Below are 24,067 nucleotides of genomic sequence, written 5' to 3'. Positions count from 1 at the left end.
CGGTAGCGGTTTCAGAAGCGGGCGAAGGACCGCACGGGCATCCGGGGACCGTATTTGGGCGCGGTCAGCCCGCCCATGGCGAGCAGGTCACAGACCCGGCCGCGGTGCCCCGGGAACGGCGCGAGCAGGGTGAGCATCCGCTCGTCGGTGCCGCGGGGCTCGCCGGCCAGGGCGTACGCCACGGTGTTGGGAATGTGAAAATCGCCGACACTCACCGCGTCGGCGTCGCCGTAGGCGACCCGGACCACCTCGGCCGCGGTCCACGGTCCGATCCCGGGCAGCGCGGTCATCCGCCGGACCGCCTCGGCCGAGCCGGCGCACCGCTCCAGACGGCCGGCCACCTGTGCGGCGCGCACCAGGGTCTGGGTGCGGCGCTGCTCCACGCCGAACGGATGGAACTCCCAGTAGGGGGTGGCCGCCACGGCGGCCGGGTCGGGCGGCAGGACCAGACCGGCCGGCCCGGGCGCCGGCTCGCCGAAACGGCGGCAGATCTCCCGGTACGACCGGTGCGCTTCCTTGCCGGTCACCTTCTGCTCGAGGATCGCCCGCAGCAGGCGCGGGAAGACCTGCCCGGTGGCCGGCATCCGCACCCCGGCGAACGTCCTGGCCAGCCGGGCGACCACCGGATGCCCCGCGGCCAGCTCGGCGAACGCGGTGAGGTCGTCGCGGAGCCCGGCGATCGCGTCCGCCCGCTCGGCGACCCAGGCCGCCCCGGGCCCGTGGCCGGTGGCCAGCAGCTCCCCGCCGGAGCGGGCCAGATGCAGGGTCGCAGGACCCTCCGGGGTACGCAGCGCCAGCCACAGCTCGTCGTTCCGGAAGTGCCCGCAGGGATCGTGCCCGGGGACCAGCAGCGGTCGCACCGAGGCGCCGAACTGATACCGCTCGGGCGGCGTCAGAACGCGTCTCACCTCGGCAGTCGCCGGTGAAGCGGTCACCGGTGGAACTGTGCCACCTGAACAGGGCGGGGACAAGCCGATGGCCCTGTCCCCGGTGCTGGGGTCAGGGCCATCGGGCGGTGATCGAACACCCGAGAAGGCTCGATCACCCGGGTGCGGAGCAGGTGCCCCGGGTGGAGGCCGGGCAGCCGCGGTTCGCGTCCGGCAGGGGGAAGGACGGACGGCGGGCCCGAAGGGGGGTCCCGGTGAGCTTGCGACTCTCCGGTTCGGGCCCGCCGAGCGGCTGTGCTCCGCGAGCAGTAGTACTCAGCGCCGTAGGGGCGGCGCTGTCTTTCAGCGCACCCGGATCTTGACCACGTCGAACGCCGGGGTCTGGTTGGCGCGCTCCATCATCGGGATGCGGTGCGAGCCGTCACCGGCCCACGAGGCGCACTGTGCGGTACCGGCCTGCGGCAGACCCGGCACCTGGATGGCGACGGTGTCCGGGGTGGCGCCACCCTTGCTGTCCTCGGTCGCCACGAAGAACGCCGGCACCGGCTCCGGGGCCGGAGCCTCGTTGAGGTTGGCGAGCATCCGGCAGGCGGTGTGGAAGTGACCGCGGACCAGGCCGTTCTGCAGGACGCTGGACTCCACGTAGTACCCGCCCTGGCCGGCCGCGAGGAAGCGGTCCCGGATCAGGTTGCGGGTGCTGATCTGCAGGGTGAACGGGGTGTTCCGGTTGACCTGCCGCGGCGCCGCGGTGATCAGCAGCGACGGGTTGTTGGCGGCCGAACCGACCTCACCGAACTCGGTGGAGACGCAGCGGTCACCCTTCTGGAAGCCGTCGTGCGCCTCCAGGTTGGAGGTGTCGCAGCTGTTCGTCAGGATGCCGAGGCCGGCGCCGGGCGGCGGGGTGGCCGGCGCCGTGGTGGCACCGCCGTTGTCGCCGCCGTTGTTGTTACCGCCGCCGTTGTTCTGGTCGTCGGCCGGCGCGCTGGTCTGCTCCTCGGCGGGGGCGCTGCTCTGGTCGTCGGCCGGAGCACTGCTCTGGTCGCCGGACGGAGCGGCGGTCGGCGCGCTGCTCGCGGCACCGCCGTTGTTCCCACCGTTGTTGTTACCGCCGTTGTTGTTGCCACCGTTGTTGTTGCCGTTGCCACGGCGACGGGTGGTCTGCGCGTTGGTGGCCGCGACGTTGTTCATCACCCAGTCCCGGCAGCGGGCCCGGACCTGTTCGGTGGTCGCCACTTCCGCCGAACCGTCGTCCGGGTGCTGGGTGACCTGGCCGTTGTTCGTGGTGTACGTGGTGCGCCGGGTGTTCGTGGAGAGCTTGGTCTGCCCGCCGGACTTCAGGTTGTCGCACGCGGCCAGCGCCGACTTGGTGTTGTCGTTGGTGCTGGCGCTCGAGATCTGCGTGACCGTCACGATGCCGCCGAACGCAGCCAGAGTGGCGGCGACAGCGATGATGCGGCGACGCCCGCTGAACCACGGGGAGGTGGAGGTACTAGCGCGCCGGTACTTGGACCTTCGCATTTGGGTGACACCTTTCTTCGTCGCCGTCGGGGCGAGTTCTCTCGGGCTACCGCGCTCGGAAGATGCGCATGGTCGTGATGACACCGACCACCAGCGCGGCGGCAAGGACGAGCAGGATTACGGTGTTGCTGAGTCCCGGGATCCCGCCACCGGTGGACGCGGCGGCAAGCATCTGGTTGTCGATCGGGACGGGGCCCTTCTGGCCGGTCGCCGGGGCGGCCGCGGTGGGCAGCGCGGCGTAGTCGACGATCCCGCTGCTCTCCAGCAGCGTCATGTGGGTCATGACGAACTGGTTGGCCTGCTGGGCCAGCTTCCGGACCGTGTCGTTCCGGGTCGTCGCCCGGATCGTGGCGATGGCCGGGAAGATCTTGCCGTGCGCGGCACGGAGCCGGTCGATGAAGATCTGGTCGAACTGGGCGCCCTTGGCGTTCTCCATCTCGTTCAGCCAGCCCTGCTGATCGTCATTGGGCTTGGCCGGGAGATCGATACCGAGTTTCTTGGCCGCCGCGCGGTCCAGGTTGTCGAGAGCCACGTGCTGCGCCGCGATCGACTTGCCGATCTTGACGACGTTCGGGTCGTCCGACTTCTCCTGGGCCATGTTGCTGGCCGGGATCTCCCAGAGGCCGGCCAGTCGTACCTTGATCACGAAGTCTTGGTCAGCGGCGCTGACCGAACCCTTCGCGGAGTCGGAGAGCCCGGTGTTCGGGGGTACCGGAACCGCGTCGTCAGCTCGGGCGGCCGAGGCCGGCGTCAGCATGAAGGCCAACGTCACGGCCGCGGCACCCATCAGCCAGCGGGGGATAGGGGCGGACTTCATCTCTACTCCAACCTCAGTAGCTGTAGTCGCTGCCGGAGTCGCCACCGGCGTCGCCGCCGGTCGCGTCCGCGGGCGGAGCCACCGGCTTCGAGATCTTGGGGAGGCAGGTGAGGTTCTTGGTGCCGGTCGGCGTGATCACGAACCACTTGCCGTTGACGTTCTGGCCCTTCCACTGCCCCGGCTTCTTGTCGCCGACGTAGCGGTAGAGCGGCCAGCCCTTGAGGGTGAGCTGCTTCGTGCCGTCCGCGCGGGTGACCGTGCCGACCAGGCTGGCGCTGACGCCCTTGAGGGTCGGCTCGCCGTCGTTCGTGGTCGCGGGCGGCCAGATCTTCGCGCACTCGCCGTTGCAGTTGGACTTCGACGGGTCGTCGCCGTCGCTGTCGAACCGGTAGAGCACGAAGCCGTCCTGGTCCTCGACGACCTTGCCCATCTTCGCCACCGACGTGCCGGTGAGTGACTTGGTCACCAGGTCGTCGCTGACCTCGGCGGCGTTGGCGTCACCCGCCTCGGCCGGGCCGGTGGCCTCGGTGGTCGGTGCGACGTTCGGGTCGACCGCACCGTCGGTCGCTTCCGCACCCGGGGTGGCGGCGACGTCGGCCGCGGCAGGTTCAGCGGCGTTGCCGTAGTCAGCCGGGTCGTATCCGGCGGGAGCGCAGCCGGGCAGTGCAAACACTGCCGCCAGCGCTGCGCTGACGACCATCAACTTACGCTTCTCCGGAACCACGTGGCCCCTCCAGCTGATCGAAACCCTCTGCCATTTCCGCGCAGTAGTACGGGACCCGTGCGGTGGCGGATGAATATTCGGCTCGATCAAATTGGGGAATTTTTGTTTGAACCCTGCGCCCGGCCGCGTACGTATGGGAAAGGCTCACACGGCGAAAAAGGGCCCAGCCGATACCGGCTGGACCCTTTTAGTGTTCGTACGATTACGGAACGCTGATAAGCGTCTCGCCGGTCCCGTTGGCGGTGAGTTCCTGGACCTGCACGTGGGCGATGTCCTCCCGTGCCGTGCCGGTCACCGCCTGCAGCATCAGCGGGGCCGGGTTGGCCGCGGTGCCCCAGCCCTTGTCGCCGATCGTCCAGGTGGCCACCCGCTCGGACGTGCCGTCGGTGCGCACCAGGACCAGACCACAGGTCTTCGGTCCCTTGAGGTTGGAGACCGCGAAGGAGATCTGGGTGCCCCAGTCCTTCTTCTCCAGGCCCACGGCGGCGCTCACTCCGGTCCGGGAGTCGGTGCCGTCGTAGTTCTGGCCGGGAAGCTGGGTGCCGCCGATGCCGACGCCGTCGCTGTCCGGCAGCGGGTCGAGCTGGCGGCTGTCCCGCTGGGCGACCTGGTTGCCGTTGCCCGGAGTGGTGGCGTCGGTGCCGAGCCACTTGCCGCCGGCGAAGAGCGCGCCGATCGACAGCATGGCGAAGACGACCACCGCAGCGGCGAGCGAGTACAGCCGGCGGCTGTTCGCCTTGCGCCGGTCGGTGCGCACCTCGCGGATCATCTTGTTCAGCAGCGCGCCGTCCTGCTCCGCCTTCTCCGCGGCCAGCAGCGCTTCCGCGTCGACGTCGGCGAGGACGTCCGCCACCTGTACGAAGGACTCCAGCTCGAAGGCGCACTGCGGGCACTCGATCAGGTGGTCCTCGAAGCGTGACGCGTCGTGGTCGCCGAGCACGCCCAGCGCGTACGACGCGACGTCGTAGTGATCTTCCTGGGTCATGATGTCACCCCCCGCTGCTGCAGAGCGGTACGCAGCGCACGCAGAGCGTAATACACCCGGGACTTCGCGGTACCCAACGGAAGGTTGAGCTGCTCGGCCGCCTCGGGCACGGTACGGCCCCGGAAGTACGTCTCGATCAGGATCTCCCGGTGGGAATGACTCAGCTGGCGGAGCGCATCCGACACCGTCATGGACTGCAGCACGCGATCGGTGTCGTCCGCGGTGCTGGGGAAGCTCTCCAGCTCGCGGTCGTACGTCTCGGCCGGTCGGGCGTTGGCGCTGCGGTGCTCGTCGATGGCGATCCGCCGGGCCACCGTGACCAGCCACGGGCGCAGCGACTGCTGGCCCTGTGCGCCGAGCCGGTGGGCGTTGCGCCAGGCCCGCAGCAGGGTCTCCTGCACGATGTCCTCGGCCCGCTGGCGGTCACCGCCGGTCAGCCGGAGGACGAACATCAGCAGGGGGCCGGCGTGCTCCTCGTACAGCAGCTTGACGAGAGTGTCCTCGTGGCTCGCACCGGTCTTCGGCGCTTCGTGCCGAGCCGACTGTCGGGGGATCACCGAACCGTCATCCTGGGCATCACCACGGCCTCCGTCGAGTGCTTGCCACCTACTTCCGGAGTGTCGCGCCATCACACGCACCCTCTCCGGCGTGAGCCGCTTCTCGGCCACCGCATGCATCGATACCTCCACCCGGACACTTCCCCGTCGCCTGAGATACGGCTGGGATGCCCGGCTGGGATCAAAGCTGGCTCGAGAATTTCCGGGACACTCGGTCTCAAGGGTCCTCCGCAGGTGGTGACGATCGAGGGCGTGCCGGGCCGCGGATCATGGGGGGATTGATCTACGCCGATTCGGACGCCAGGTAAGGCGGAATGATACTCAGTGACATCGGGCCCGAGACATGCCTCTGGAAATAATTCTCGGGGTCCGGGAGAGCGTGATCTCGCTCCGTGAACAACCGATTCCGCTGGGTGTGCACGGATGAGTAATGTGTGGTGAATGACGGGGTCCGCGGGCCGTTCGGAGGATGCCCGGTTATCTCTTGGACCCTTTCGGGCGACACCCGGTGGGGAGCGCTCCCATTTTCTGATCTTGCTGCTCGCGCGCCTATCGGTCTTGTAAGCGGCTGTTTACCTGTTCGCCCGCTGTGTGGTCATTCGGGAAAGACCCGATCGAGTGACCGCAGAATTCGATCAAATTCGCACAACCGGGTCACTTGTTCCGGTATACGGGCACCCGTCCCGATAAGTGAGATGGGTGCCCGCATGCCGGAAGAGTCAGCGCGTGCGGGCGGTCGCCAGAGCGAGCGCGCGGTGCAGCACCCGCGCGTCGCCGAGCATTCCGCGCAACCGGCGCTCCAGGCCGGCGATCGGCACCAGGTTCTGCGGCGCCCGCGGATCCTTGTACGACGCCGACGCGAACCTCGGCAGCGTCGCCGACGACAACCCGGCCAGCTCGACGGCCTGGTCCACGGTCAGATCCGGCGAGCACTCCACCCGGACGATCCCGGACCACGGCGCCCCGGTCGCCCCGGGCAGTCGCAGGTACCACGACCAGCCGCCCCAGACCGTGCCGAGGTGGAAGACCGGGGTCCGCTCGCCGGGCTTCAGCGTGGTCACCACAGTGGTCAGCGCGGCCGGCAGGTACTGCTTCTGCTGGGTCTTGATGTACCCGATGGTGCGGGGCAGCTGCCGCCGGTTGCGCAGCGGACCGTCCACGATCAACAGGTCGGCGCCGTCCGAGCCGCCGTCCCGGGCCGCGCTCGAGATGTCGATCTCCAGCGCGGTGAGCGGCGCCTGCACGGCGGGCGGCAGCTTGCTCGCCTCGCCGGTCCCGCTGATCCGGTGGACCTGGTAGCGGACCGTGCCGGCCTGCAGGTCCCCGGCGCTCGGGCTGGCGGTGAACAGGCCCCGGCCGACCCGGGCGCCGACCAGCTCGGCGGCGCCCCGGGCCAGGTCGCAGCGGACCACCCCGGCGGCGTACGACGCGGCCAGCCCGGGATAGGAGGTGCCGTCCTCCTCGGCCGTCCACAGTCCGGCGTCGTTGCGCCGCACCCCGTCGACCAGGAACACCACGTCCGGCGGGCGGGCGCCGGGCGGCACCCCGATCGGCGCCCACTCGGCGGCCGGCACCTCGACATCCGTGTCCACCTGGGCGCTCGACGGCGAGGCCGGCCCCTCCGGGTCACCGCCCTCGAACGACGTCCCGTAGGAGGGGTCCCACGCGTCGACGAACATCCGTGTCACAGGCCGACCCTCTCCACGTACGCGGTTCGCGCGTCCTTGTGCACCTCGAAGCGGACCGGCACCCGCTCGGCCAGCGCGTGCACGTGGGTGACCAGACCGACCATCCGGTCGCCGCGGGCCGCCAGGTTCTCCAGCGTCGCCGCGACCACGTCGAGCGTCGCCGCGTCCAGGGTGCCGAAGCCCTCGTCCAGCACGATCGACTCCAGGCTGGCCGCGGTGGTGCTCATCCCGGCGAGCTGCTCGGAGAGGGCCAGCGCGAGGGCCAGGGACGCCTGGAACGTCTCGCCGCCGGAGAGCGTGCGCACGCCCCGGCGCAGGCCCGCGTCGTGGTGGTCGACCACGAAGAACTCGCCCTTGTCGTGCATCAGCTCGTACTGCCCGCCGGTGAGCTCGCGCAGGATCCCGGACGCGCCGTCGACCAGCAGGTCCAGGGCCTCCTCGAGCAGCCAGCGCTCGAAGTTGTTGGCCCGCAGGTGCCCGGCGAGCGACTTCGCCACCCGGCTCTCCTGCTGCAGCACCATCCGCTGGTCCTGCTGCTCTCGAGCCTGCTCGAACCGCTCGGTCATCCGCTGCCAGGCCGCCTCGGCGCGTTCCGCGGTGACCGCGGCCGCCCGGATCAGGGTGGCCTCGGCGTCGGCGGTGACCGTCGGTGGCGTGGCCGGCGGCTGCACCTCGGCCGCGGTGAACAGCGCCACGATCGCCGCGTGCGCCCCGGCGGTGGCCTGGTGCGCCGCGGTCACCGAGCCCTCGGCCGCCGCCCGCGCGGTGGCCCGGGAGGCGTGCTCGGCCCGCGCCCAGTCGACGAGCGACGACCAGGCGCCGGCCAGGTCGTCCCGGTCGGCCGGCGGCGGCACGAACCGGGCCAGCCCGTCGCGTACCGCGTCGAACGTGCGCCACGCGGTGCGCTGCTGCTCCTCGGCGGTGCGGACCCCGGTCTGCGCGGCGCGCAGCCGGTCGCGGGCCGAGCGGACCGCGGCGGTGGCGTCCTCCAGCCGGCCCTGCAGCCGGGTGAACTCGGCGAGCCGCTGCTGGATCGCCTCCACCCCGGGCAGCCCCTGCACGGCCTTGCGCACCTCGGCGAGCCGGGTCAGGTGGTGTTCGTACTGGCCGCGTTTGCGCTCCAGGTCGCTCTCCAGGTTGCGGGCCACCGCGTCGCGCTGCTGGAAACGCGCGGTGGCCTGCTCGGCGGCCTCACGGGCGGCGTTGCCGGCCGCCTCGGCCAGCCGCACCGACGACTCGCGCGGCACCTGCGGCACCACGGTCACCTTCTGCTCGCAGACCGGGCAGTCGTGCCCGGCGACCAGGTGCCCGCGCAGGGCGCTGGCCCGGTCCCGCTGCTGCGCGTCCCGGTAGTCCTGCCGGGCCTGCTCCAGCAGCTGCTGGGCGCCGGTGTGCTCGGACTCGGCCAGGTCGGCGGAGGCCCGCGCGTCCCGGCACTCCACCTCGGCGACCGAGACCTTGCCGGCGAACCAGCCCTCCTGCTCGGTGAGCCGGTCCAGCTCGGTGTGCCGGTCCAGGGCCAGGCGCAGCGACCCGGCGTCACCGGCCGCGGTCAGCTCGCCGCGGACCTTCTCCTCGGCCTCCTCGGCCTCGTGCACCGCCTCGGCGGCCTGCTCCGCGGTGGTCCGGGCCGCGGTGATCGCACCGGTCGCTTCGGCAAGACCCTTGGGGGTACGCACGGACGACAGCAGCCCGAGCTCTGCGTCGAGGGTGTCCCGGGTGCCCCGAGCGGCCTCCTCCTCGGCCCGGGCGGCCCGCAGTCCGGGCACCGCGGCCTCCACCGCTCCGGTCAGCTCGCGCATCCGGGCCAGGTGCTCGGCGGCCGACTCGACCGCCTCGTCGGTGGCGTCCTCCAGGGCGGCCAGTGACTGATCGACAACGGTCAGCTTGGCGTCGGCGGTCTTGCCGCGCTCGGCCGCCCGGACCTGCACCCGCTCGTACATCTGCAGGCCCAGCAGGTTGATCAGGATCTGCTGCCGGGTGGCCGGCTTGGCGTGCAGGAAGTCGGCGAACTGGCCCTGCGGCAAGATCACGCAGCTGGTGAACTGCTCGTACGGCAGGCCGACCGCGGCCTGCACCGCCTCGTCCATCTCGGCCGGGACGCCGGCCAGCACCTCGCCGAGGTCGGCCAGGTCCATCCCGGTGTCCAGCTTCGACACGTCGAAACCGGCCGGCATCAGCTGCAGACCGGCGCCGGACGTCTTGACGTTGCCCCGGCCGTCGCGCCGGACCACCCGGGTCGCCACGTACCGGTCGCCGGCCGACTCGAAGACCAGCCGGACCCGGGCCTCGACCGCGGACGGCGCGAGCGCGTTGACGATGCCCCGGGCGCCGCCCCAGCGCGGGACCTGGCCGTAGAGGACGAAGCAGATCGCGTCCAGCACCGTCGACTTGCCCGAGCCGGTCGGGCCGACCAGCGCGAAGTAGTCGGCGTCGGTGAAGTCCACGGTGGTCTGGTCACGGAACACCGTGAAACCGGACATGTCCAGCCTGATGGGCCTCATTGGGTGCTGCTCACCTCGTCGTACAGCGCGTCGAAGAGTTCGCGGACGCCGTCCTCGGCGTTGCCGCGGCTGTCCAGGTAGTCGCCGAAGAGCTCACGCGGGGAGCGACCGGCGCGTTCCGCCGATCGGGCACCCGAGCGCTCGGGCAGCATGTCGGGGTCGATGCGGACCTCCAGGGCGTTCGGCAGCATCTCCTGCACGTCCTCGCGCAGGCCGGGGCGGGGTGCCTCGCGCACCAGGACACGCAGCCAGGCATCCGGAAGGTTCACCGTGGCGAGCTGTTCGAGGGTGCCGCGGACCGTGCGCAGGGTCAGCGCCGAGGTGACCGGCACGTCCCGGACCTGAGCGGCCTTGTCCACCGAGACGTCGACGATCGCCACCGAGCAGACGTTCTCCTCCTCGCCGAAGTCGATCGCGAGCGGGCTGCCGCTGTACCGGGTCGGGCACGGTGCGATCACCCGCTGGGCGCGGTGCAGGTGACCGAGGGCGACGTAGTGCGCGTTCGGCGGGAAGACGGTGGCCGGCACCGCGTACCCCATGATGGTGTGCGCCTCGCGCTCGCCGCCGCCGGCACTCGCGCCGACCATGGTCAGGTGGGCGGTGACCAGGTTGACCACGCCGGGCTCGGCGAACGGCTCGCTGAGCTTGGCGAGCAGCCGGGCCATCAGGTCGGCGTAGGTCTGGTGCGCCTCGGCCTCGGTCAGCTCGTACATCTCGGCGGCCCGGACCGCGAACCGCTGGGAGAGGAACGGCAACGCGACCACGCGCCAGCGTTCGCCGCCCTCGGTGGTCCCCTCGATCAGGAGATCGTTGAGGTTGTCCCGGACCGAGCCGCGCAGCTCGATGCCGGCCGCGTCGGCCCACGGCCGCAGCGCGTCCAGGGCCTGGCCGTTGTCGTGGTTGCCGCCGATCGCCACCACCCGCGCGCCGGTCTGCCGGAGCGCGGACAGCGCCCGGGTGACCAGCCGGGTGGCGTCCGCGGTCGGCGCGGCGGTGTCGTAGAGGTCGCCGGCGACGATCACCAGGTCCGGTTTCTCGGCCCGGGCTATCTCGATCACCTGGGCGAGCACCCGGGTGTGCTCCTCGAAGCGGTTCCGGCCCTTGAGAACCTTTCCGACGTGCCAGTCGGAGGTGTGGAGGATGCGCATCGCGAAACCTTAGCCTCGAAGATCAGAACGGAATGTCGTCGTCGTCGCCACCGGCCCGGCCGCCGATGACGGCGAACGGATCGGCGCCCTGGACTATCGAACGCAGCGTCTCGACCGGCGGGGGACCGGACTCGGACTTGCGGGTGGCCCAGGCCGGGAACGGGAACTCGACGCAGAGCGGGACCGGGATGTCCGGCTGGTTGACGAACATCGTGCCGGGCCGGGCCAGCAGGGCGCGCTGGCGCATGGCCGGGGGCAGGAAGCCGTACTCCGGCCTCGACGCCTCGGCCGGGTCGAGCCGGCCGACCACCCGGATCGCCGAGTTCGTGACGATCCGGCGCTCCACCTCGCTGGCGGTCTGCTGCGCGCCGATCAGGATCACGCCCAGGGACCGGCCGCGCTCGGCGATGTCCAGCAGCACCTCCTTGATCGGGGAGGAGCCCTCGCGCGGTGCGTACTTGTTCAGCTCGTCGAGGACGACGAAGAGCAGTGGGCGGCCGGTGCCGGACTTCTCCTTCTCCTCGAACTCGGTCTTGAGCGTCACGCCGACCACGAACCGCTGCGCGCGGTCCGGCAGGTTGTGCAGGTCGACGACGGTCACCTGGGCGCTGTCCGCGGTCTTGATCTGGTGCGGGCGGCGCTGGGCCAGGTCACCGCGGATCAGCCGGGACAGGTCGCGCTTGCTGTTGATCATGCGGCGGGCGAACGCGTTGACGGTGCCCATGTTGACCGCGCTGCCCGCCCAGATCGACCGGGTCTCGTCGTCGGTGAGCTGGTCGACGATGTGGTCGACGAGATCGCCGTACGACCCGATCCGGCGGCCGTCGATGCTGATCCCGCCCTCGGCCGGCACCGCGAACCGGTGCAGGTGGGCGGTGACCGAGTGGACCACCATCGTGTACTGCTGGCGCTCGTCGTCGGAGTCGGCGAACACGTACGGCAGCAGCTTGCCGGAGCAGAACTCCTCGAGCGTCCAGTAGAACGCGTCGACACCGGTCAGCCGGCTGCTCACGTCGGGGGAGCCGGACGAGTCGCCGGCCCGCGGCGGTGCGTAGACGCGCACGTCGGAGAAGGGCTGGGCGGGCAGGTCGAGCAGTTTGTACGCCGCGCGGGTGTTGTCGTCGAGCTTGGTGTTCGGGTGGTCCAGGAAGAGCAGGTCCTCGCCCTTGACATTGAAGATCAGCGCGCGGGCGTTGGCGCCGTCGGCACCCAGCTGCCCGGATCGGAACACCGAGTAGAGCAGGAACGTCGCGAAGCTGGTCTTGGTGGCCACGCCGGAGATGCCGGAGATCGAGACGTGGGCGCCCCGGGTGCCGTCGAGGAAGTCCGCGTTGAGATAGACCGGCACGCCGTCGCGGCCGGTGCCCATCGGGACCCGCCGCTCCATCCGGTCGAAGTGCAGCGCGGCGTCGCGGGCCGCGCCGGTGGCCCGGTGCACGACCGCGCCCGGGGCGGGCGGCACGTACAGCTCCGGGTCGACGCGGGTCGTGGTGATCTCGGCGGCCTCCTGGACCATGGCCGGCAGCGTGCCGTCGGCGATGGCGAACACGTCCGAGTCGAACTGGGCCCCCTCGTGCCGGGCCCGGACCTGGGTGACCACCCCGGCGATGGTGACCGGTTCGCGGTCCGGCAGGTCGCGCTTGGTCACCACGACGTCGTCGAGTTGCAGGTAACTGCCCGGGGCGACAGCCGTCCAGAACTGGAGCGGGGTCGCGTCGGCAGTGCCTAGCACCCGCCCGACAGGGGAAGTTTCGTCAGACACGCCGATCATGGTGCCTCAGAGGTACGACAAAATGCCCGTCGGATCTCCACCCGTTCGGGTTTTCCACAAGTTCTGGTGTTCATCCACAGAGTTATGCACAAGATCTTGATCGAGTCGGGCAGGCGCGCCCCCGGGGACGATCGATTGGCAGAGACCGGCCGGGGCTACCGCCCGTACCGAAGGAAAAGCATGTCGTCCCGGGTCAGTGCGTGCCGCAGCGACATCGGGCGCGGCGGCGTCGGCGGCCCCGCGGAGATCCGGCCGGCCCGGCCGCCGACCAGCAGCGGCGCGACGGTGAGGCACAGCTCGTCGACCAGATCCGCGGCGATCATCGAGCCGAGCAGTGCCGGGCCGCCCTCGCAGAGCAGCTGGGTCGCGCCGCGCTCGTGCAGCAGCCGCACCCCGGCGGCCAGGTCGACCGCGCGGTCGCCCACCGGGATCACCTCGGCCACCTCGGCGATCGGCGAGGCCGGCGCCGCGTGGTGGGTGAGCACGATCGGACGGATCGGCGCGTCCGAGAAGATCAGTTGAGCCGGGTCCAGCGCGAGCGAGCCGGAGACGATCACCATGAGCGGGAACTCGGGCAGCCCGTTGGTCACCCGCCAGGCGCGGGCACCGGGAGTCAGGCGCAACGCGTCGTAGCGCTCGGCGCGGACCGTGCCGGCCGCGACGATCAGGCCGTCGCAGACCATCCGGAGGGTGTCGAAGACCTCCTTGTCGCCCGGGCCCTGCAACCCGGCGGACAGGCCCTCGACCGCGACCGCGCCGTCGGCGCTGGCGATGAAGTTGACCCGCAGGGTCGGGCCCGGGGTGCGCGGATAGCGCTCGACCAGGCCCGCCTGGGTGTCCGGGAGGGTGTCCGGGAGGGTGTCCGGGAGGGTGCTCACTCGCCGGGCGGACCGGTCACCGGCGGGGTCGGCTCGGGGTCGCGGTGCTGGCAGTCGCACCACGACCCGCCCTTGCACTCCCCGTGCTGGTGCTCCCGGCAAGGCTCGCAAATCATGCCTTCGACTCTAGGGGGCCGCTCGGAGGGACGTACCCGGAAAACGGGCTGTCCGACACCCGACAGCGAATCGCCGGGTCGAACCCCAGACTGCTTACTCTGAGTTGTGAAATCTGGCATATCCGGCTCGGCTTGACGGCCGGGACACGGCCGTGCAATCGGTCGGAAACGCCGGATGGGCAGGGTGTCCAGCAGGGCGGCGTCACCGGCCGTCCGCGACGGGAGGAGTTTCATGTTGCTGCGGGTTCGAGTCACCCTGCCGGACCGTCCCGGCGCCCTCGGCCAGGTCGCGCGCACCCTGGGTGTGGCCGGCGCGGACATCGTCCAGGTCGTGGTGCTGGAACGACTCGGCGGCCGGGCCATCGACGACTTCACCGTCGTCTGGCCAGGTGCGGCCCGTGTGGAACGCCTCCTCGCCGGGCTGGCCGCGATCCCCGGGGTCCAGGTCGACGGCGTGTGGAAGGCGATCGGCGCCCCGATCAACGGCGGTCACGACGCCGAGCTGCTCGCCCAGGTGGCGGCGAACCCGGCCGACGGCCTGGCCACCCTGGTCGACGCGATGCCCGGGTTGCTCGCCGCGGACTGGGCCGCCGCCGCGGTGGTCCCGGCCGACTGGGCCTCCCGCAACGGCGCCAACGGCGTGGGCAACGAGCCCACCGTGGCGTACGCGAGCTGGCGCGCCCCGTCCCCGCTGCACCTGCCGGAGGTCACCCCGCTCCGGGCCCGTCCGATGATCGAGCCGGGTGGCCCGCGGTACGCGGTCGCCCCGTTCGGCCGCGGCGGCCTGGTCCTGGTGGTCGCCCGCACCGACGAGGACGACCTGCAGGCGGCCGCGTTCCACGTCACCGAGGTCGACCGGGTGGCTCAGCTGGTGCGTGCCGCGGCGGTGATCCTCGGCGACCGGCTGGACTCCGTGACGCCCGCCACCGCGTCCCAGGTGTGATCGTCGCAACGGCAGAAAGCCCAGCTCAAGCAATATCAACGCAACAACGGTGGGGCACTCTTGAGGTAGAGGAAAGGAGTGCCCCGCATGGCGTTGTGGCGGATCCGGGCGACGGTTGACGACCGTCCCGGCTACCTGTCCGTGCTGACCGCGAGTCTCGCCCTGAAATCAGTCAACATCCTCGCCGTCCAGGTGCACACCACCGAGGGCGGCGCGGTCGACGACTTCCTGGTCGACACTCCGGACACGATGACCGAGTCCGATCTGCTGGCCGCGGTCTACAAGGGCCGCGGCCGGGACGCGTTCGTGGCTCGCGCCGAGGCGCAGGGCCTGGCCGATCAGCCGACCCGCGCGCTGGCCCTGGCCGGTCGGCTGGTGCACGAGCCGGAAGCGCTGGGCGAGACCCTGCGGGCCCTGCTCGACGCGACCGACGTGCGCTGGCGCCCGCGGCCCTCGGTCGACCAGCCCGGCGTGCACGGCGGCCGGATGACCCTGGCCGACCCGGCCGGCGGTTCCTACGAGGTGCTCCGCGCCCTGCCCGCGTTCACTCCCGCGGAGTACGCCCGGGCGCAGGCCCTCGTCGAGCTGGCCGCCTCGGTCACCCGCCACCAGCGGGAGAACGTGGCCCTGATGCTGCCGGACGGCGCCGAGGTGACCGTCCGCCCGGCCGGGGCCGAGGACCTGGCCGGCGTCCGTGAGCTGCACGGGAACTGCTCCGCGCTGACCCTGCGCCGGCGCTACCTCAGCGGCGGGCAGCCCGGCGAGACCCGGCTGCGCCGCCTGCTCGAACCGGCCGGCGGGGTGACCCTGCTCGCGATCGCGCCGAACGGCCGGGTGGTGGCGATGGCCAGCCTGCTCGCCGAGGGCGACCTGGGCGAGGTGGCGGTGCTGGTCGAGGACGTCTGGCAGCGCCGTGGCCTGGGCACCGCACTGCTGCGCCGGCTGCGCGCGCACGCCGAGCGGGGCGGGTTCGCCGCGCTGGTGGCACACACCGGCGCGGACAACGTGGCGATGCTGCGCACCCTGCGCCGGCTCGGCCACGGCCCGATGGACCGCGACGGCGCGCTGGTCAGCGTGACCCTGCCGGCCGCCGGTCAGCCGGTGAGCGACGAGACTCCCGCAACCTCCGGGTAGCGGGTGATCGGGTGGCGGCGGGTACTGGTTCAGGCCCGCCGTCACCCAGAAGAACTCAGCCCGCCGTCGCCCGGAAACTCAGCCCTTCCGGGTGCCGTGCTCGACGCACGACGCCGTCCAGCCGGTCGGCACGACCTGCACCTTCATCCGGCGCCGGCAGTCCGGGCAGTACCGCGGCGGCTCCAGCTCGCGCGCCGCGGCACACTCCGCGTGAGCACCCTCGGCGGCGGGGAGCCCGCACCGATCGCAGAACATCAGAACGTCGCCGACAGGGACTTGACCGGCATCTTCAGGTCCTGCAGCAGCTCCAGGTCGGCGGTCGCCGGGCGGCCCAGCGTGGTCAGGTAATTGCCGACGATCACCGCGTTGATGCCGCCGAGCAGGCCCTCCCGCGTACCCAGGTCGCCGAGCGTGATCTCGCGCCCACCGGCGTACCGAAGAATGGTCTTGGGCATCGCCAACCGGAAGGCGGCGATCGCGCGCAGCGCGTCCTTGCCCTCCACCACCGGCTGGTCACCGAGCGGCGTGCCGGGCCGGGGGTTGAGGAAGTTCAGCGGGACCTCGTGCGGGTCGAGCTCGGCCAGCTGCGCGGCGAACTCGGCGCGCTGCTCGATCGACTCGCCCAGGCCGAGGATGCCGCCGCAGCAGACCTCCATGCCGGACTCGCGGACCATCTTCAGCGTGGACCAGCGCTCCTCCCACGAATGGGTGGTCACCACGTTCGGGAAGTGCGACTGGCAGGTCTCCAGGTTGTGGTTGTACCGGTGCACGCCCATCTCGACGAGCTCGTCCACCTGCTCCTGGGTGAGCATGCCGAGGCTCGCGGCGACCTGGATGTCGACCGCTTCCTTGATCGCCTTCACCCCGGCGCGCATCTGCTCCATCAGCCGCTTGTCCGGCCCGCGCACCGCGGCCACGATGCAGAACTCGGTGGCGCCGGTCGCCGCGGTCTGTTTCGCGGCCTCCACCAGGGACGGGATGTCCAGCCAGATGGCACGCACCGGTGACGAGAACAGGCCGGACTGCGAGCAGAAGTGGCAGTCCTCCGGGCATCCGCCGGTCTTCAGCGAGATGATCCCCTCGACCTCGACCTCCGGGCCGCACCACTTGATCCGCACGTCGTGGGCCAGCTGCAAGAGCTCGGGGAGGGCCTCGTCGGGAAGACGCAGGATCTCCAGGATCTCGGCCTGGTCTAGGCCGACGCCGTCGGCGAGGACCCGGGCACGGGCCCGGTCGAGGATCTGAGACATGTCCGTACCCTACAGAGTTCCCGGCTCGGCAGGACTGTCGGTGGGGAGTGGTAGTTTCCGGTTCTCGTGATCTCTGGGGGCGTTTTGGCGGACTGGTTGGGGTCGCTCGATCGCCTGGCCCGTGAGCGGGCCAAGGCGGGGCTCACCCGTCAGTTGCGGCCGCGACCGGCCGGCGACCAGGTCGTCGACCTGGCCGGAAACGACTACTTGGGGCTTGCTGATCATCCTGCGGTGGTCGCCGCGGCCAGGCAGGCCCTTGACGCGTACGGGCTGGGAGCCACCGGATCGCGCCTGGTCCGCGGCAGCACCGACGCGCACGCCGCGCTGGAGTCCGCACTGGCCGGTTGGCTCGGCGCGGCCGGCGCCCTGGTCTTCTCCTCGGGCTACCTGGCCAACCTGGCCGTGCTCCGGGCCGCCGCCGCGGTCTGCGACCTGGTGGTGTCCGACGCGTTCAACCACGCGTCGCTGATCGACGGCTGCAAACTCGCCGGCCTGCCGGTGGTGGTCGCCCCGCACAACGACCCGGCCGCCGTCGCCGCGATCCTGGACGCGCACCCGGGCCGGACCGCCGCCGTGGTCACCGAGTCGGTCTTCTCCGTCGACGGCGACCTGGCCCCGCTCGCCGAGCTGCACGCGGTCACCTCGGCCCGCGGCGCGCTGCTGATCGTCGACGACGCGCACGCGCTCGGCCTGCTCGGCCCGTCCGGCGCCGGCGGCGTCGTGGCGGCCGGCCTGGCCGGGCAGCCCGACGTGCTGGTCACCGCGACGCTCTCCAAGTCGCTGGGCGGCGCCGGCGGGGTGGTCGCCGGCGCCCAGCCGGTGATCCGGCACCTGATCGACACCGGTCGCACCTTCATCTACGACACCGCCCCGCCGCCGTCCGTGGTGGCCGGGGTGCACGCCGCGATCGGGGTCGCCCGGGCAGCCGGCGACCGCCGGGCGATCCTGTTCGAGCGCGGCGCCCGGATCGCCACCCGCCTGCGCGCGGCCGGCTTCGTGGTCACCGACCCGGCCGCCGGGGTGCTCTCGGTGCCGGCGCCGGGCCCGGAGGCCGCGCTCGCCTGGGCCGCGGACTGCCGGGACCGGGGCGTGGCGGTCGGCTGCTTCCGCCCGCCGTCGACCCCGGACGGCAGCTCCCGCCTGCGGCTGACCGTCAACGCGGGTGTGCCCGAGGCGGACTTCGCCCGGGCTCTGAACGTGATCGTGGAGTGCGCCCCGTGAACGCCCAACAGCCCCGGACCGTCCCCTCCTACTCGGGTGTGGCGGTGACCCCGCTGCCACGGGGCTGGCGCAGCGGCGGGCACGGCCTGCCCGGCACACCACCGGCGCGGGAGCTCGACCCGGACGACCCGCTGTACGCGCACGGGGGTGGACACCTCGGGGACGCGGGGCGGGGTGTTGGCGTACCGTCGCAGGGTGTGACCGCGCCGCCCGCCGACCCTGAGCCCGCCGCCCCGGCCGACCCCTCCGCCGCCTCCGGTTCGCCGGATTCCGCGGGGTCTGCGCCAGGGGCCGTTGGTTCCGCCGGCACCGCGCCGCCCGCCGCCGGGTCCGAGCCGTCGCCCGCTTCGCCGGGTGCCGGGTCTGACCCGCCGTCCGCTTCGCCGGGTGCCGGGTCTGACCCGCCGTCCGCTTCACCGGGTGCCGAGCCCGCGGCGGTCGAAGAGTCCCCGATGGAGGGACCGGCTCCGCGCCGGATCGCCGACCCGATCGAGTGGCACGGGATCGTCCTGGTGACCGGCACCGACACCGAGGTCGGCAAGACCATCACCACCGCCGCGGTGGCCTCCGTGGCACAGTCCGCCGGCCTGCGCGTCGCGGTGATCAAACCCGGTCAGACCGGCACGATCACCGGTGCACCGACCGACGCCGAGGTGATCACCCGGCTGGCCGGCCCGGACACGGTCCGCACCCTTGCCGAATACCCCGAACCCCTCGCCCCGCTGGCCGCCGCCCGGGTCGCCGAGCTGCCGCCGCTGGAGCTCTACGACGTGGTCGACGCGATCCGCGCCGAAGCCGACAAGCACGACCTGGTCCTGGTCGAGGGCGCGGGCGGCCTCCTGGTGCCGATGGGTCTCCGCCCGTCCGGCGACGCCTGGACCTTCGCCGACCTGGCCACCGCGCTGGGCGCGAACGTCCTGGTGGTCGCCCGGGCCGGCCTCGGCACGCTGAACCACACCGCGCTCACTCTGGAAGCCCTGGCCCGCCGTGGCGTCTCCGCCAAGGTGATCCTCGGCGCCTGGCCCGCCGACCCCGAACTCGTCCACTGGGCCAACCTCAGCGACCTGGTCCCGCACCTGGTCGGCGCCCTGCCGTCCGGCGCCGGAACGATGGACCCGGGCGTCTTCCGCCGCTCCGCCCCGGGCTGGCTCACCCCGGCCCTGCACGGCGTCCTCGACAACTGGCGGGTCTGGGCCGAAGAGTCCAACTGACCCTCCGCCGTAGCGACCCCCGCGTGGGGACTTTGGGTGCGGAGCGCGCCGTAACTCCCCACGCAAGGCTGTGGCGGTTCGTGTGTGGGGACTTTGGGTGCGCAGCGCGCCGCAACTCCCCACGTAGGGTTGTGGTGGTTCGTGTGTGGGGATTTTGGGTGCGGAGCGCGCCGCAACTCCCCACGCAAGGGCTGTTGCGGGTCGGGAGGCGCGTCGCGGTCGGGGGTGGCTGCGGTCTCGCGGCGGCCTCACGGGCGGGACTCGGCTCGTAGCCTGCGGACAGGCGCTCCGTATGCGTACCGAAAAAATGAAAGGCCGAAGGCGGGTGTGTCCCGGCACAATTGCGGTGCGGGGAGGTGGTTCGCGTGCAGACTGGCCGGGTGGCTTTCACGCTGACGATCGACTGCGGCGGCGGCGGGATCAAGGGTTCGGTGCTGGACGAGGCGGGCACCATGCGGGCCCACCCGATCCGGGTGCCCACGCCCTATCCTCTGCCGCCTGACCTGTTCGTGAAGACGCTCGTCGCGCTCGCCGAGCAGCTGCCGAACGCGGATCGGGTCACGGTCGGGATGCCCGGCATGATCCGGCACGGGGTGGTGGTGGCGACGCCGCACTACGTGACCAGGAGCGGGCCACGCACCAAAGTGGACCCGGAGCTGCTCGAGGCGTGGCGCGGGTTCGACGCGCGGACCGCGCTGGCCGAGGAGTTCGGGCTGCCCACGCTGGTGCTCAACGACGCCGAGGTGCACGGCGCCGGTGTGGTCGCCGGCACCGGCTGCGAGCTGGTGCTGACCCTCGGGACCGGGCTGGGCTGTGCGCTCTTCGACGGCGGCGAGCTGGCCCCGCACCTGGAGATGTCCCAGGCCCCGGTGCGCTGGGGGATGTCCTACGACACCTACATCGGTGAGCACGAGCGCCGCCGGCTCGGTGACGCGCTCTGGTCCCGCCGGGTCCGCAACGTGATCGACGGGTTCCGGCCGGTCTTCCTCTGGGACCGGGTCTATCTGGGCGGCGGCAACTCCCGGCTGATCACCGCGGCGCAGCTCGCCCGGATGGGTGACGACGTGGTGGTGGTGCCGAACACGGCCGGCATCGTCGGCGGGGTGCGCGCCTGGACGCTGGGGCAGCGATGATCCCGGCCGCGCTGCTGCTGGACTTCGGCGGGGTGCTCGCGGATGCCCGCGACTCCCGGCGGATCGCCCCGCCCGAGCTGGTGCTGCGGATCTTCAACCTGGTCCGGGGCGCGCTGCAACCGGGCGAGATCCAGCGGGGCCTCACCGACGGCGCCGAGGCCTACTCCCGGTGGCGGGACGAGGACTGGCCGGACGAGTTGCCGCAGGCCGAGGTCTGGGAACGGTTCGTGATCCGGGGCTGGCCGCCGGCCGCGCAGGTGCCGGTCCGGGGCGCGGTGGCCAAGCTCAGCTACGACTGGGCCTGGCGCGACGACTGGGAGCTGCGGCCGGGCATCCCGGAGGCGCTGGCGGCGTACACCGCGGCCGGGGTTCCGCTGGCCGTGGTCAGCAACACGCTGTGCGGGGCCGCGCACCGGGACTTCCTGGCGAAGGCCGGGGTCGGGCACCTGTTCGCGGTGCAGGTCTACAGCGACGAGGCCGGTGTCCGCAAACCCAACCCGCAGATGATCTGGAACGCCACCGACGCGCTCGGGGTGCCGCCGTCCGGGTGCTGGTTCGTCGGGGACAGCCGGCGCCGGGACGTGGCCTGCGCCCGGCGCGCCGACGTGGGCCGGGCCGTCCTGATGCCGTCCGGCCGGGTCGACCCGGACGACCCGGTGCTCAGCCCGGAACCGGACGTGACCGTCGAGGACGGCCACGCCCTGGCCCAATTGATCTTGCAGGAGGCGGGCGGGTCTAGATGACCGCCACCGACGCGTCGAACCGGCCCGCCAGCTTCTTGTCGATCGCGGCACGCACCTTGCCGAACGTCTGTTCGTTCAACGTGGACGCGGTGTACGACACCTGGATCTTGGCTTGTTCCCCGAAGTCGTGCGTGACCAGGCGCGCGACGTACTCCGGGGTCTCGAAGGTCACGCCCAGCACCTGCAGGCCGACGGTGCCGTTCGCCACCTCGTCGGCCAGTGCGACCTGGAGGTTGCCGATCCCGCCGGAGTGACTCGGGCACTCGAACACCAGGTTCGCGGCCAGCCCCGGGTTCGCGGCGAAGGACTGGAACGCCCCGGCGACCGCGGCCGTCTCACCCGGCTCGTTGCGTTCCTTGAACGAGTCGGCGGCCACGTCGCCGATGGTGAAGTGCGCGGTGGACGCCCGGAACCGGCTGGACCGGCTGCTCGCCGACACCACCCAGCCGACCTGCTCCAGGGTCTTCTGGTACGTGCCGTACCAGGTGGTGGCGTCCCGGTGCCGGTCGGCCTTGGCGTTCGCGGCCAGCTGCGCGAGCAGCAGGCACTGCAGCACGTCCCGCTTGTGCGCGGTGGAGGTGGCGGCGGAGAACACCGCCACGCACCCGGAGACCACCGCGGCCGAAGCCGCGGGGCCGTCCAGGTCGACCGACCCGTCCAGGACCGGGCCGATGTCGAGGTCACGGACGAAGGAGCGCAGGTCGGACATGGGTACGCCGCCTCAGACGTCGGACAGCTCGAGGCCGCCGATGAAGTTCAGGCCGCGGTTGCCGAGCTTGTCGAGGATGGACTGCCGGAGCCGGTCGTACACCTGGTCGTTGAGCACCAGGGTGGTCCGGGTCGCCTGCAACGTGGTGCTGGCGCTGCGGAACTTGAACCAGAGCACGTCGGTGACCTGCTCGTCGGTCTTGAAGAAGAACGCGTTCAGCTTCAGGGACACGATCCCGGCCTTGCTCTCGCCGACCGAGCTGATCTGGAAGTTGCCGGACCGGTTGTCGCTGGAGTTACGGCGGAAGATCTGCAGCCGCCGGTCGTCCGAGCGCAGGCTCTGCAGGGCGTCGAAGGACGCCTTGGCGAGCTCGACCTGGGTCGGCGTCAGGATCGCCGCGATCACCTTGAGTACGGCCTGGTCCATGCTGAACCGGGCGTCCCTCGAGCGCAGCCCGAAGAACGAGAACTCCGGTACGACGAAGCCGACGTTCTCCAGCACCTTCCCGTAGAACCGGGTCCAGTTGATCGGGTCCTGCTCCCGGTCGAACTTCGCGTTCGCCGCGAGCTGGGCGAGCAGGGTGGCGTTCAGGATGTCGAACAGGTGCTGGCCCCTGATGCCCTCGACGAAGGTGGGCACGCTGTTGCCGTCGACGGCGCCGACCGGTTCGGTGGTCGGCTCGTCGATCTCGATCTCCTCCAGGGGGTCCTCGCCCTCGGTGAGCCCGGCCAGGCCGTACTCGCGGGCCACGTTCACCGGCACCATCCGGTATCCGGGTACGGACATGTCGCCGTAGCTGGGGATCCGCAGGCCGTCGACGTACTGCAGGCCCATGTCGGTGCGCATGTCCAGGTAGCGCTGGTCGTCGAGCTGCTCGCGCAGGGTCGCCTCGGGGTCGGTCACCGGGCGGCGGTCGGTCGACTTGGCCGGCAGGTAGCTGCGGCGCTGAGCCGGGGCGGCCGAGGTTGGCGCCGAGGTTTGGCTGTCGGTGGTCGCCGGAGTGCTGGTCTCGCTGATGGTGGTCATCTCTGATCAACCTTTCAGGGCTTCAGGAGCTGGAAGCGGTTCAGGGGCGGGCCGTAGAGGAACTGCGAACCGGCGCGGTCCACCTCGGTGATCGCCAGGGCCCGCGAGCCGACACCGCCGCAGAAGTAGTGCATGACCGAGTGCGGGTCGTACGCGGTCAGGTCGAACGTGCCGGTCATGTCCTCGTCCGGGCAGACCTGCGGCGCGCCGGACCGGGTGTGCTCGTGCCGGAAGCCGAGCACGTGGCCCAGCTCGTGCCGCAGCACGCCGACGCGGTTGTACCCGGTGGTGCTGAAGTAGGAGGGGTCGATCAGGACCCGGCGCCGGCTGACCGGGTCGTTGGGGAAGAACGCCGCGGCGATGAACGTCCCGCCGGTGTCGATGTGCCGGACCGGGAAGACCACCCCCGGCGGACGCAGGCTGTCGCTGTCGTCGGCCTTCTTCACGTACTCGAAGTCCACCCCGCAGACCGCGGCCCAGTCCTCGGTGGCCCGGAGCATGTTCTCGACGATCTCGGTGTACCACTCGTGCTCGGGGAACGTCTGGCGCAGCACGCAGTAGCGCAGGACCGTGCCGGGCGCCCAGCGCACCAGCTTGCCGCCGTCCACGATGCCGACCAGCGCGCTGGTCGCGGCACCGTACTGGTGCACCTGAGCGGTCTGCAGCCCGGCCTTCTCGAACAGCAGGGTGGTCTCCCGGTGCCCCTGCAGGACCCGCTGCGCCTCCCGGTAGATGTGGAACTGGTCCTCGTCGAGCAGGATGTCGCCCTCGACCCGGTGGAACGCCTCGCCGTCGACCCAGACCGATGGCGGTCCGCTGGTGGTCTTCTGGCGCGCGGGACGCTTGCTCGCCGGTTCCGGAACCGGCATGTCCCGCGGTGTGGTCATCACCGGGGTTTCGAGATCGTCCAGGTCGTAGACCTGGATGTCCTCGCCGGCCGGCTCCGGCTCCGGGGACTTCCGGGACGGTCGTTTACCGCCCTTCCCGCTCGGTGTCTTCGGCATGGTGGAGCCTCCTGAACAGATCTGTCATCTGAGCGTGGTCCCGGAGTTGGTCGCCCCCGACGACCCAGAGCGGTTCACCGTCCACGCGGACGGTGCGGAA

22 protein-coding genes are annotated in these 24,067 nt (G+C 71.6%); 6 read left to right on the top strand and 16 right to left on the bottom strand.

The features are described from left to right. Positions 1-11: 11 nt before the first annotated feature. The 11 genes from Apa02nite_RS08615 to Apa02nite_RS08565 all read right to left on the bottom strand — a co-directional run bounded on the left by Apa02nite_RS08615 (position 12) and on the right by Apa02nite_RS08565 (position 13,477). Positions 12-908 (bottom strand): DNA-3-methyladenine glycosylase family protein, encoded by an 897-nt coding sequence (locus Apa02nite_RS08615; protein WP_203824586.1) that lies wholly within the window; start codon positions 906-908, stop codon positions 12-14. A gap of 321 nt (positions 909-1,229) precedes the next feature. After that, positions 1,230-2,405 (bottom strand): Pecanex-like protein 1, encoded by a 1,176-nt coding sequence (locus Apa02nite_RS08610; protein ID WP_203824585.1) that lies wholly within the window; start codon positions 2,403-2,405, stop codon positions 1,230-1,232. Positions 2,406-2,451: 46 nt separating this feature from the next. Then, the gene (locus tag Apa02nite_RS08605) at positions 2,452-3,222 is read right to left on the bottom strand and encodes a DUF4142 domain-containing protein (protein WP_203824584.1); all 771 of its coding nucleotides are present in this window, start codon (positions 3,220-3,222) and stop codon (positions 2,452-2,454) included. Positions 3,223-3,235: 13 nt separating this feature from the next. Further along, a complete protein-coding gene (locus tag Apa02nite_RS08600; protein WP_067689625.1) occupies positions 3,236-3,922 on the bottom strand; it encodes a COG4315 family predicted lipoprotein in 687 nt (228 codons plus the stop codon). Positions 3,923-4,148: 226 nt separating this feature from the next. Next, positions 4,149-4,931, bottom strand: coding sequence for a zf-HC2 domain-containing protein (locus Apa02nite_RS08595; protein WP_203824583.1), 783 nt, complete (start codon positions 4,929-4,931; stop codon positions 4,149-4,151). Continuing rightward, positions 4,928-5,608, bottom strand: a complete 681-nt coding sequence (locus Apa02nite_RS08590) for a sigma-70 family RNA polymerase sigma factor (protein ID WP_067689633.1) — start codon at positions 5,606-5,608, stop codon at positions 4,928-4,930. Before Apa02nite_RS08590 ends, Apa02nite_RS08595 begins: the two co-directional genes overlap by 4 nt. A gap of 599 nt (positions 5,609-6,207) precedes the next feature. After that, the gene (locus tag Apa02nite_RS08585) at positions 6,208-7,176 is read right to left on the bottom strand and encodes a hypothetical protein (protein WP_203824582.1); all 969 of its coding nucleotides are present in this window, start codon (positions 7,174-7,176) and stop codon (positions 6,208-6,210) included. Beyond that, the gene (locus tag Apa02nite_RS08580) at positions 7,173-9,680 is read right to left on the bottom strand and encodes an AAA family ATPase (RefSeq protein WP_203824581.1); all 2,508 of its coding nucleotides are present in this window, start codon (positions 9,678-9,680) and stop codon (positions 7,173-7,175) included. The genes Apa02nite_RS08585 and Apa02nite_RS08580 overlap by 4 nt, the downstream gene beginning before the upstream one ends. Then, a complete protein-coding gene (locus Apa02nite_RS08575; protein ID WP_203824580.1) occupies positions 9,677-10,828 on the bottom strand; it encodes an exonuclease SbcCD subunit D in 1,152 nt (383 codons plus the stop codon). Before Apa02nite_RS08575 ends, Apa02nite_RS08580 begins: the two co-directional genes overlap by 4 nt. 22 nt (positions 10,829-10,850) lie before the next feature. Then, the gene (locus tag Apa02nite_RS08570) at positions 10,851-12,599 is read right to left on the bottom strand and encodes an ATP-binding protein (protein ID WP_067689646.1); all 1,749 of its coding nucleotides are present in this window, start codon (positions 12,597-12,599) and stop codon (positions 10,851-10,853) included. A gap of 155 nt (positions 12,600-12,754) precedes the next feature. After that, positions 12,755-13,477, bottom strand: a complete 723-nt coding sequence (locus Apa02nite_RS08565; protein WP_373872870.1) for a pyrimidine reductase family protein — start codon at positions 13,475-13,477, stop codon at positions 12,755-12,757. Positions 13,478-13,825: 348 nt separating this feature from the next. Here Apa02nite_RS08565 and Apa02nite_RS08560 point away from each other — a divergent pair, with 348 nt between their 5' ends. Then, on the top strand, positions 13,826-14,536 hold the full coding sequence (locus Apa02nite_RS08560) for an ACT domain-containing protein (protein WP_203824578.1): 711 nt from the start codon (positions 13,826-13,828) through the stop codon (positions 14,534-14,536). A gap of 87 nt (positions 14,537-14,623) precedes the next feature. Further along, positions 14,624-15,670, top strand: a complete 1,047-nt coding sequence (locus tag Apa02nite_RS08555) for a GNAT family N-acetyltransferase (protein ID WP_203824577.1) — start codon at positions 14,624-14,626, stop codon at positions 15,668-15,670. 78 nt (positions 15,671-15,748) lie between these two features. On the opposite strand, the gene bsaP is transcribed toward Apa02nite_RS08555, so the two are convergent. Together bsaP and bioB are read right to left on the bottom strand one after the other, a co-directional pair. Then, positions 15,749-15,925 (bottom strand): biotin synthase auxiliary protein BsaP, encoded by a 177-nt coding sequence (gene bsaP, locus Apa02nite_RS52545; RefSeq protein ID WP_444978705.1) that lies wholly within the window; start codon positions 15,923-15,925, stop codon positions 15,749-15,751. Then, positions 15,925-16,920, bottom strand: a complete 996-nt coding sequence (gene bioB, locus Apa02nite_RS08550; RefSeq protein WP_067689658.1) for a biotin synthase BioB — start codon at positions 16,918-16,920, stop codon at positions 15,925-15,927. The genes bsaP and bioB overlap by 1 nt, the downstream gene beginning before the upstream one ends. 84 nt (positions 16,921-17,004) lie before the next feature. On the opposite strand from bioB, the gene Apa02nite_RS08545 reads away from it, so the two are divergent. From Apa02nite_RS08545 to Apa02nite_RS08530, 4 genes are all read left to right on the top strand, one after another. Beyond that, positions 17,005-18,141: an 8-amino-7-oxononanoate synthase gene (locus Apa02nite_RS08545; protein ID WP_203824576.1), complete on the top strand. Its 1,137-nt coding sequence runs from the start codon at positions 17,005-17,007 to the stop codon at positions 18,139-18,141. A 452-nt stretch (positions 18,142-18,593) separates the two neighbouring features. After that, positions 18,594-19,352, top strand: coding sequence for a dethiobiotin synthase (bioD, locus tag Apa02nite_RS08540; RefSeq protein WP_067689664.1), 759 nt, complete (start codon positions 18,594-18,596; stop codon positions 19,350-19,352). A 380-nt stretch (positions 19,353-19,732) separates the two neighbouring features. Beyond that, the gene (locus Apa02nite_RS08535; protein WP_203824575.1) at positions 19,733-20,485 is read left to right on the top strand and encodes an ROK family protein; all 753 of its coding nucleotides are present in this window, start codon (positions 19,733-19,735) and stop codon (positions 20,483-20,485) included. Beyond that, a complete protein-coding gene (locus tag Apa02nite_RS08530) occupies positions 20,482-21,228 on the top strand; it encodes an HAD family hydrolase (protein WP_203824574.1) in 747 nt (248 codons plus the stop codon). Before Apa02nite_RS08535 ends, Apa02nite_RS08530 begins: the two co-directional genes overlap by 4 nt. Here Apa02nite_RS08530 and Apa02nite_RS08525 read toward each other — a convergent pair. From Apa02nite_RS08525 to Apa02nite_RS08515, 3 genes are read right to left on the bottom strand one after another with little or no spacing between them, the layout of a single operon-like run. Then, complete coding sequence (locus Apa02nite_RS08525; protein ID WP_203824573.1) at positions 21,221-21,937, bottom strand: hypothetical protein; 717 nt, start codon at positions 21,935-21,937, stop codon at positions 21,221-21,223. The genes Apa02nite_RS08530 and Apa02nite_RS08525 overlap by 8 nt on opposite strands. A gap of 12 nt (positions 21,938-21,949) precedes the next feature. Continuing rightward, positions 21,950-22,963 (bottom strand): hypothetical protein, encoded by a 1,014-nt coding sequence (locus Apa02nite_RS08520; protein ID WP_203824572.1) that lies wholly within the window; start codon positions 22,961-22,963, stop codon positions 21,950-21,952. A 14-nt stretch (positions 22,964-22,977) separates the two neighbouring features. Next, positions 22,978-23,967, bottom strand: a complete 990-nt coding sequence (locus tag Apa02nite_RS08515; RefSeq protein WP_203824571.1) for a zinc metalloprotease — start codon at positions 23,965-23,967, stop codon at positions 22,978-22,980. Positions 23,968-24,067 lie beyond the last annotated feature (100 nt).

It is taken from the genome of Actinoplanes palleronii (assembly GCF_016862315.1).
Lineage (GTDB): Bacteria > Actinomycetota > Actinomycetes > Mycobacteriales > Micromonosporaceae > Actinoplanes > Actinoplanes palleronii.
This window is presented reverse-complemented; position numbering and strand designations above follow the sequence as displayed.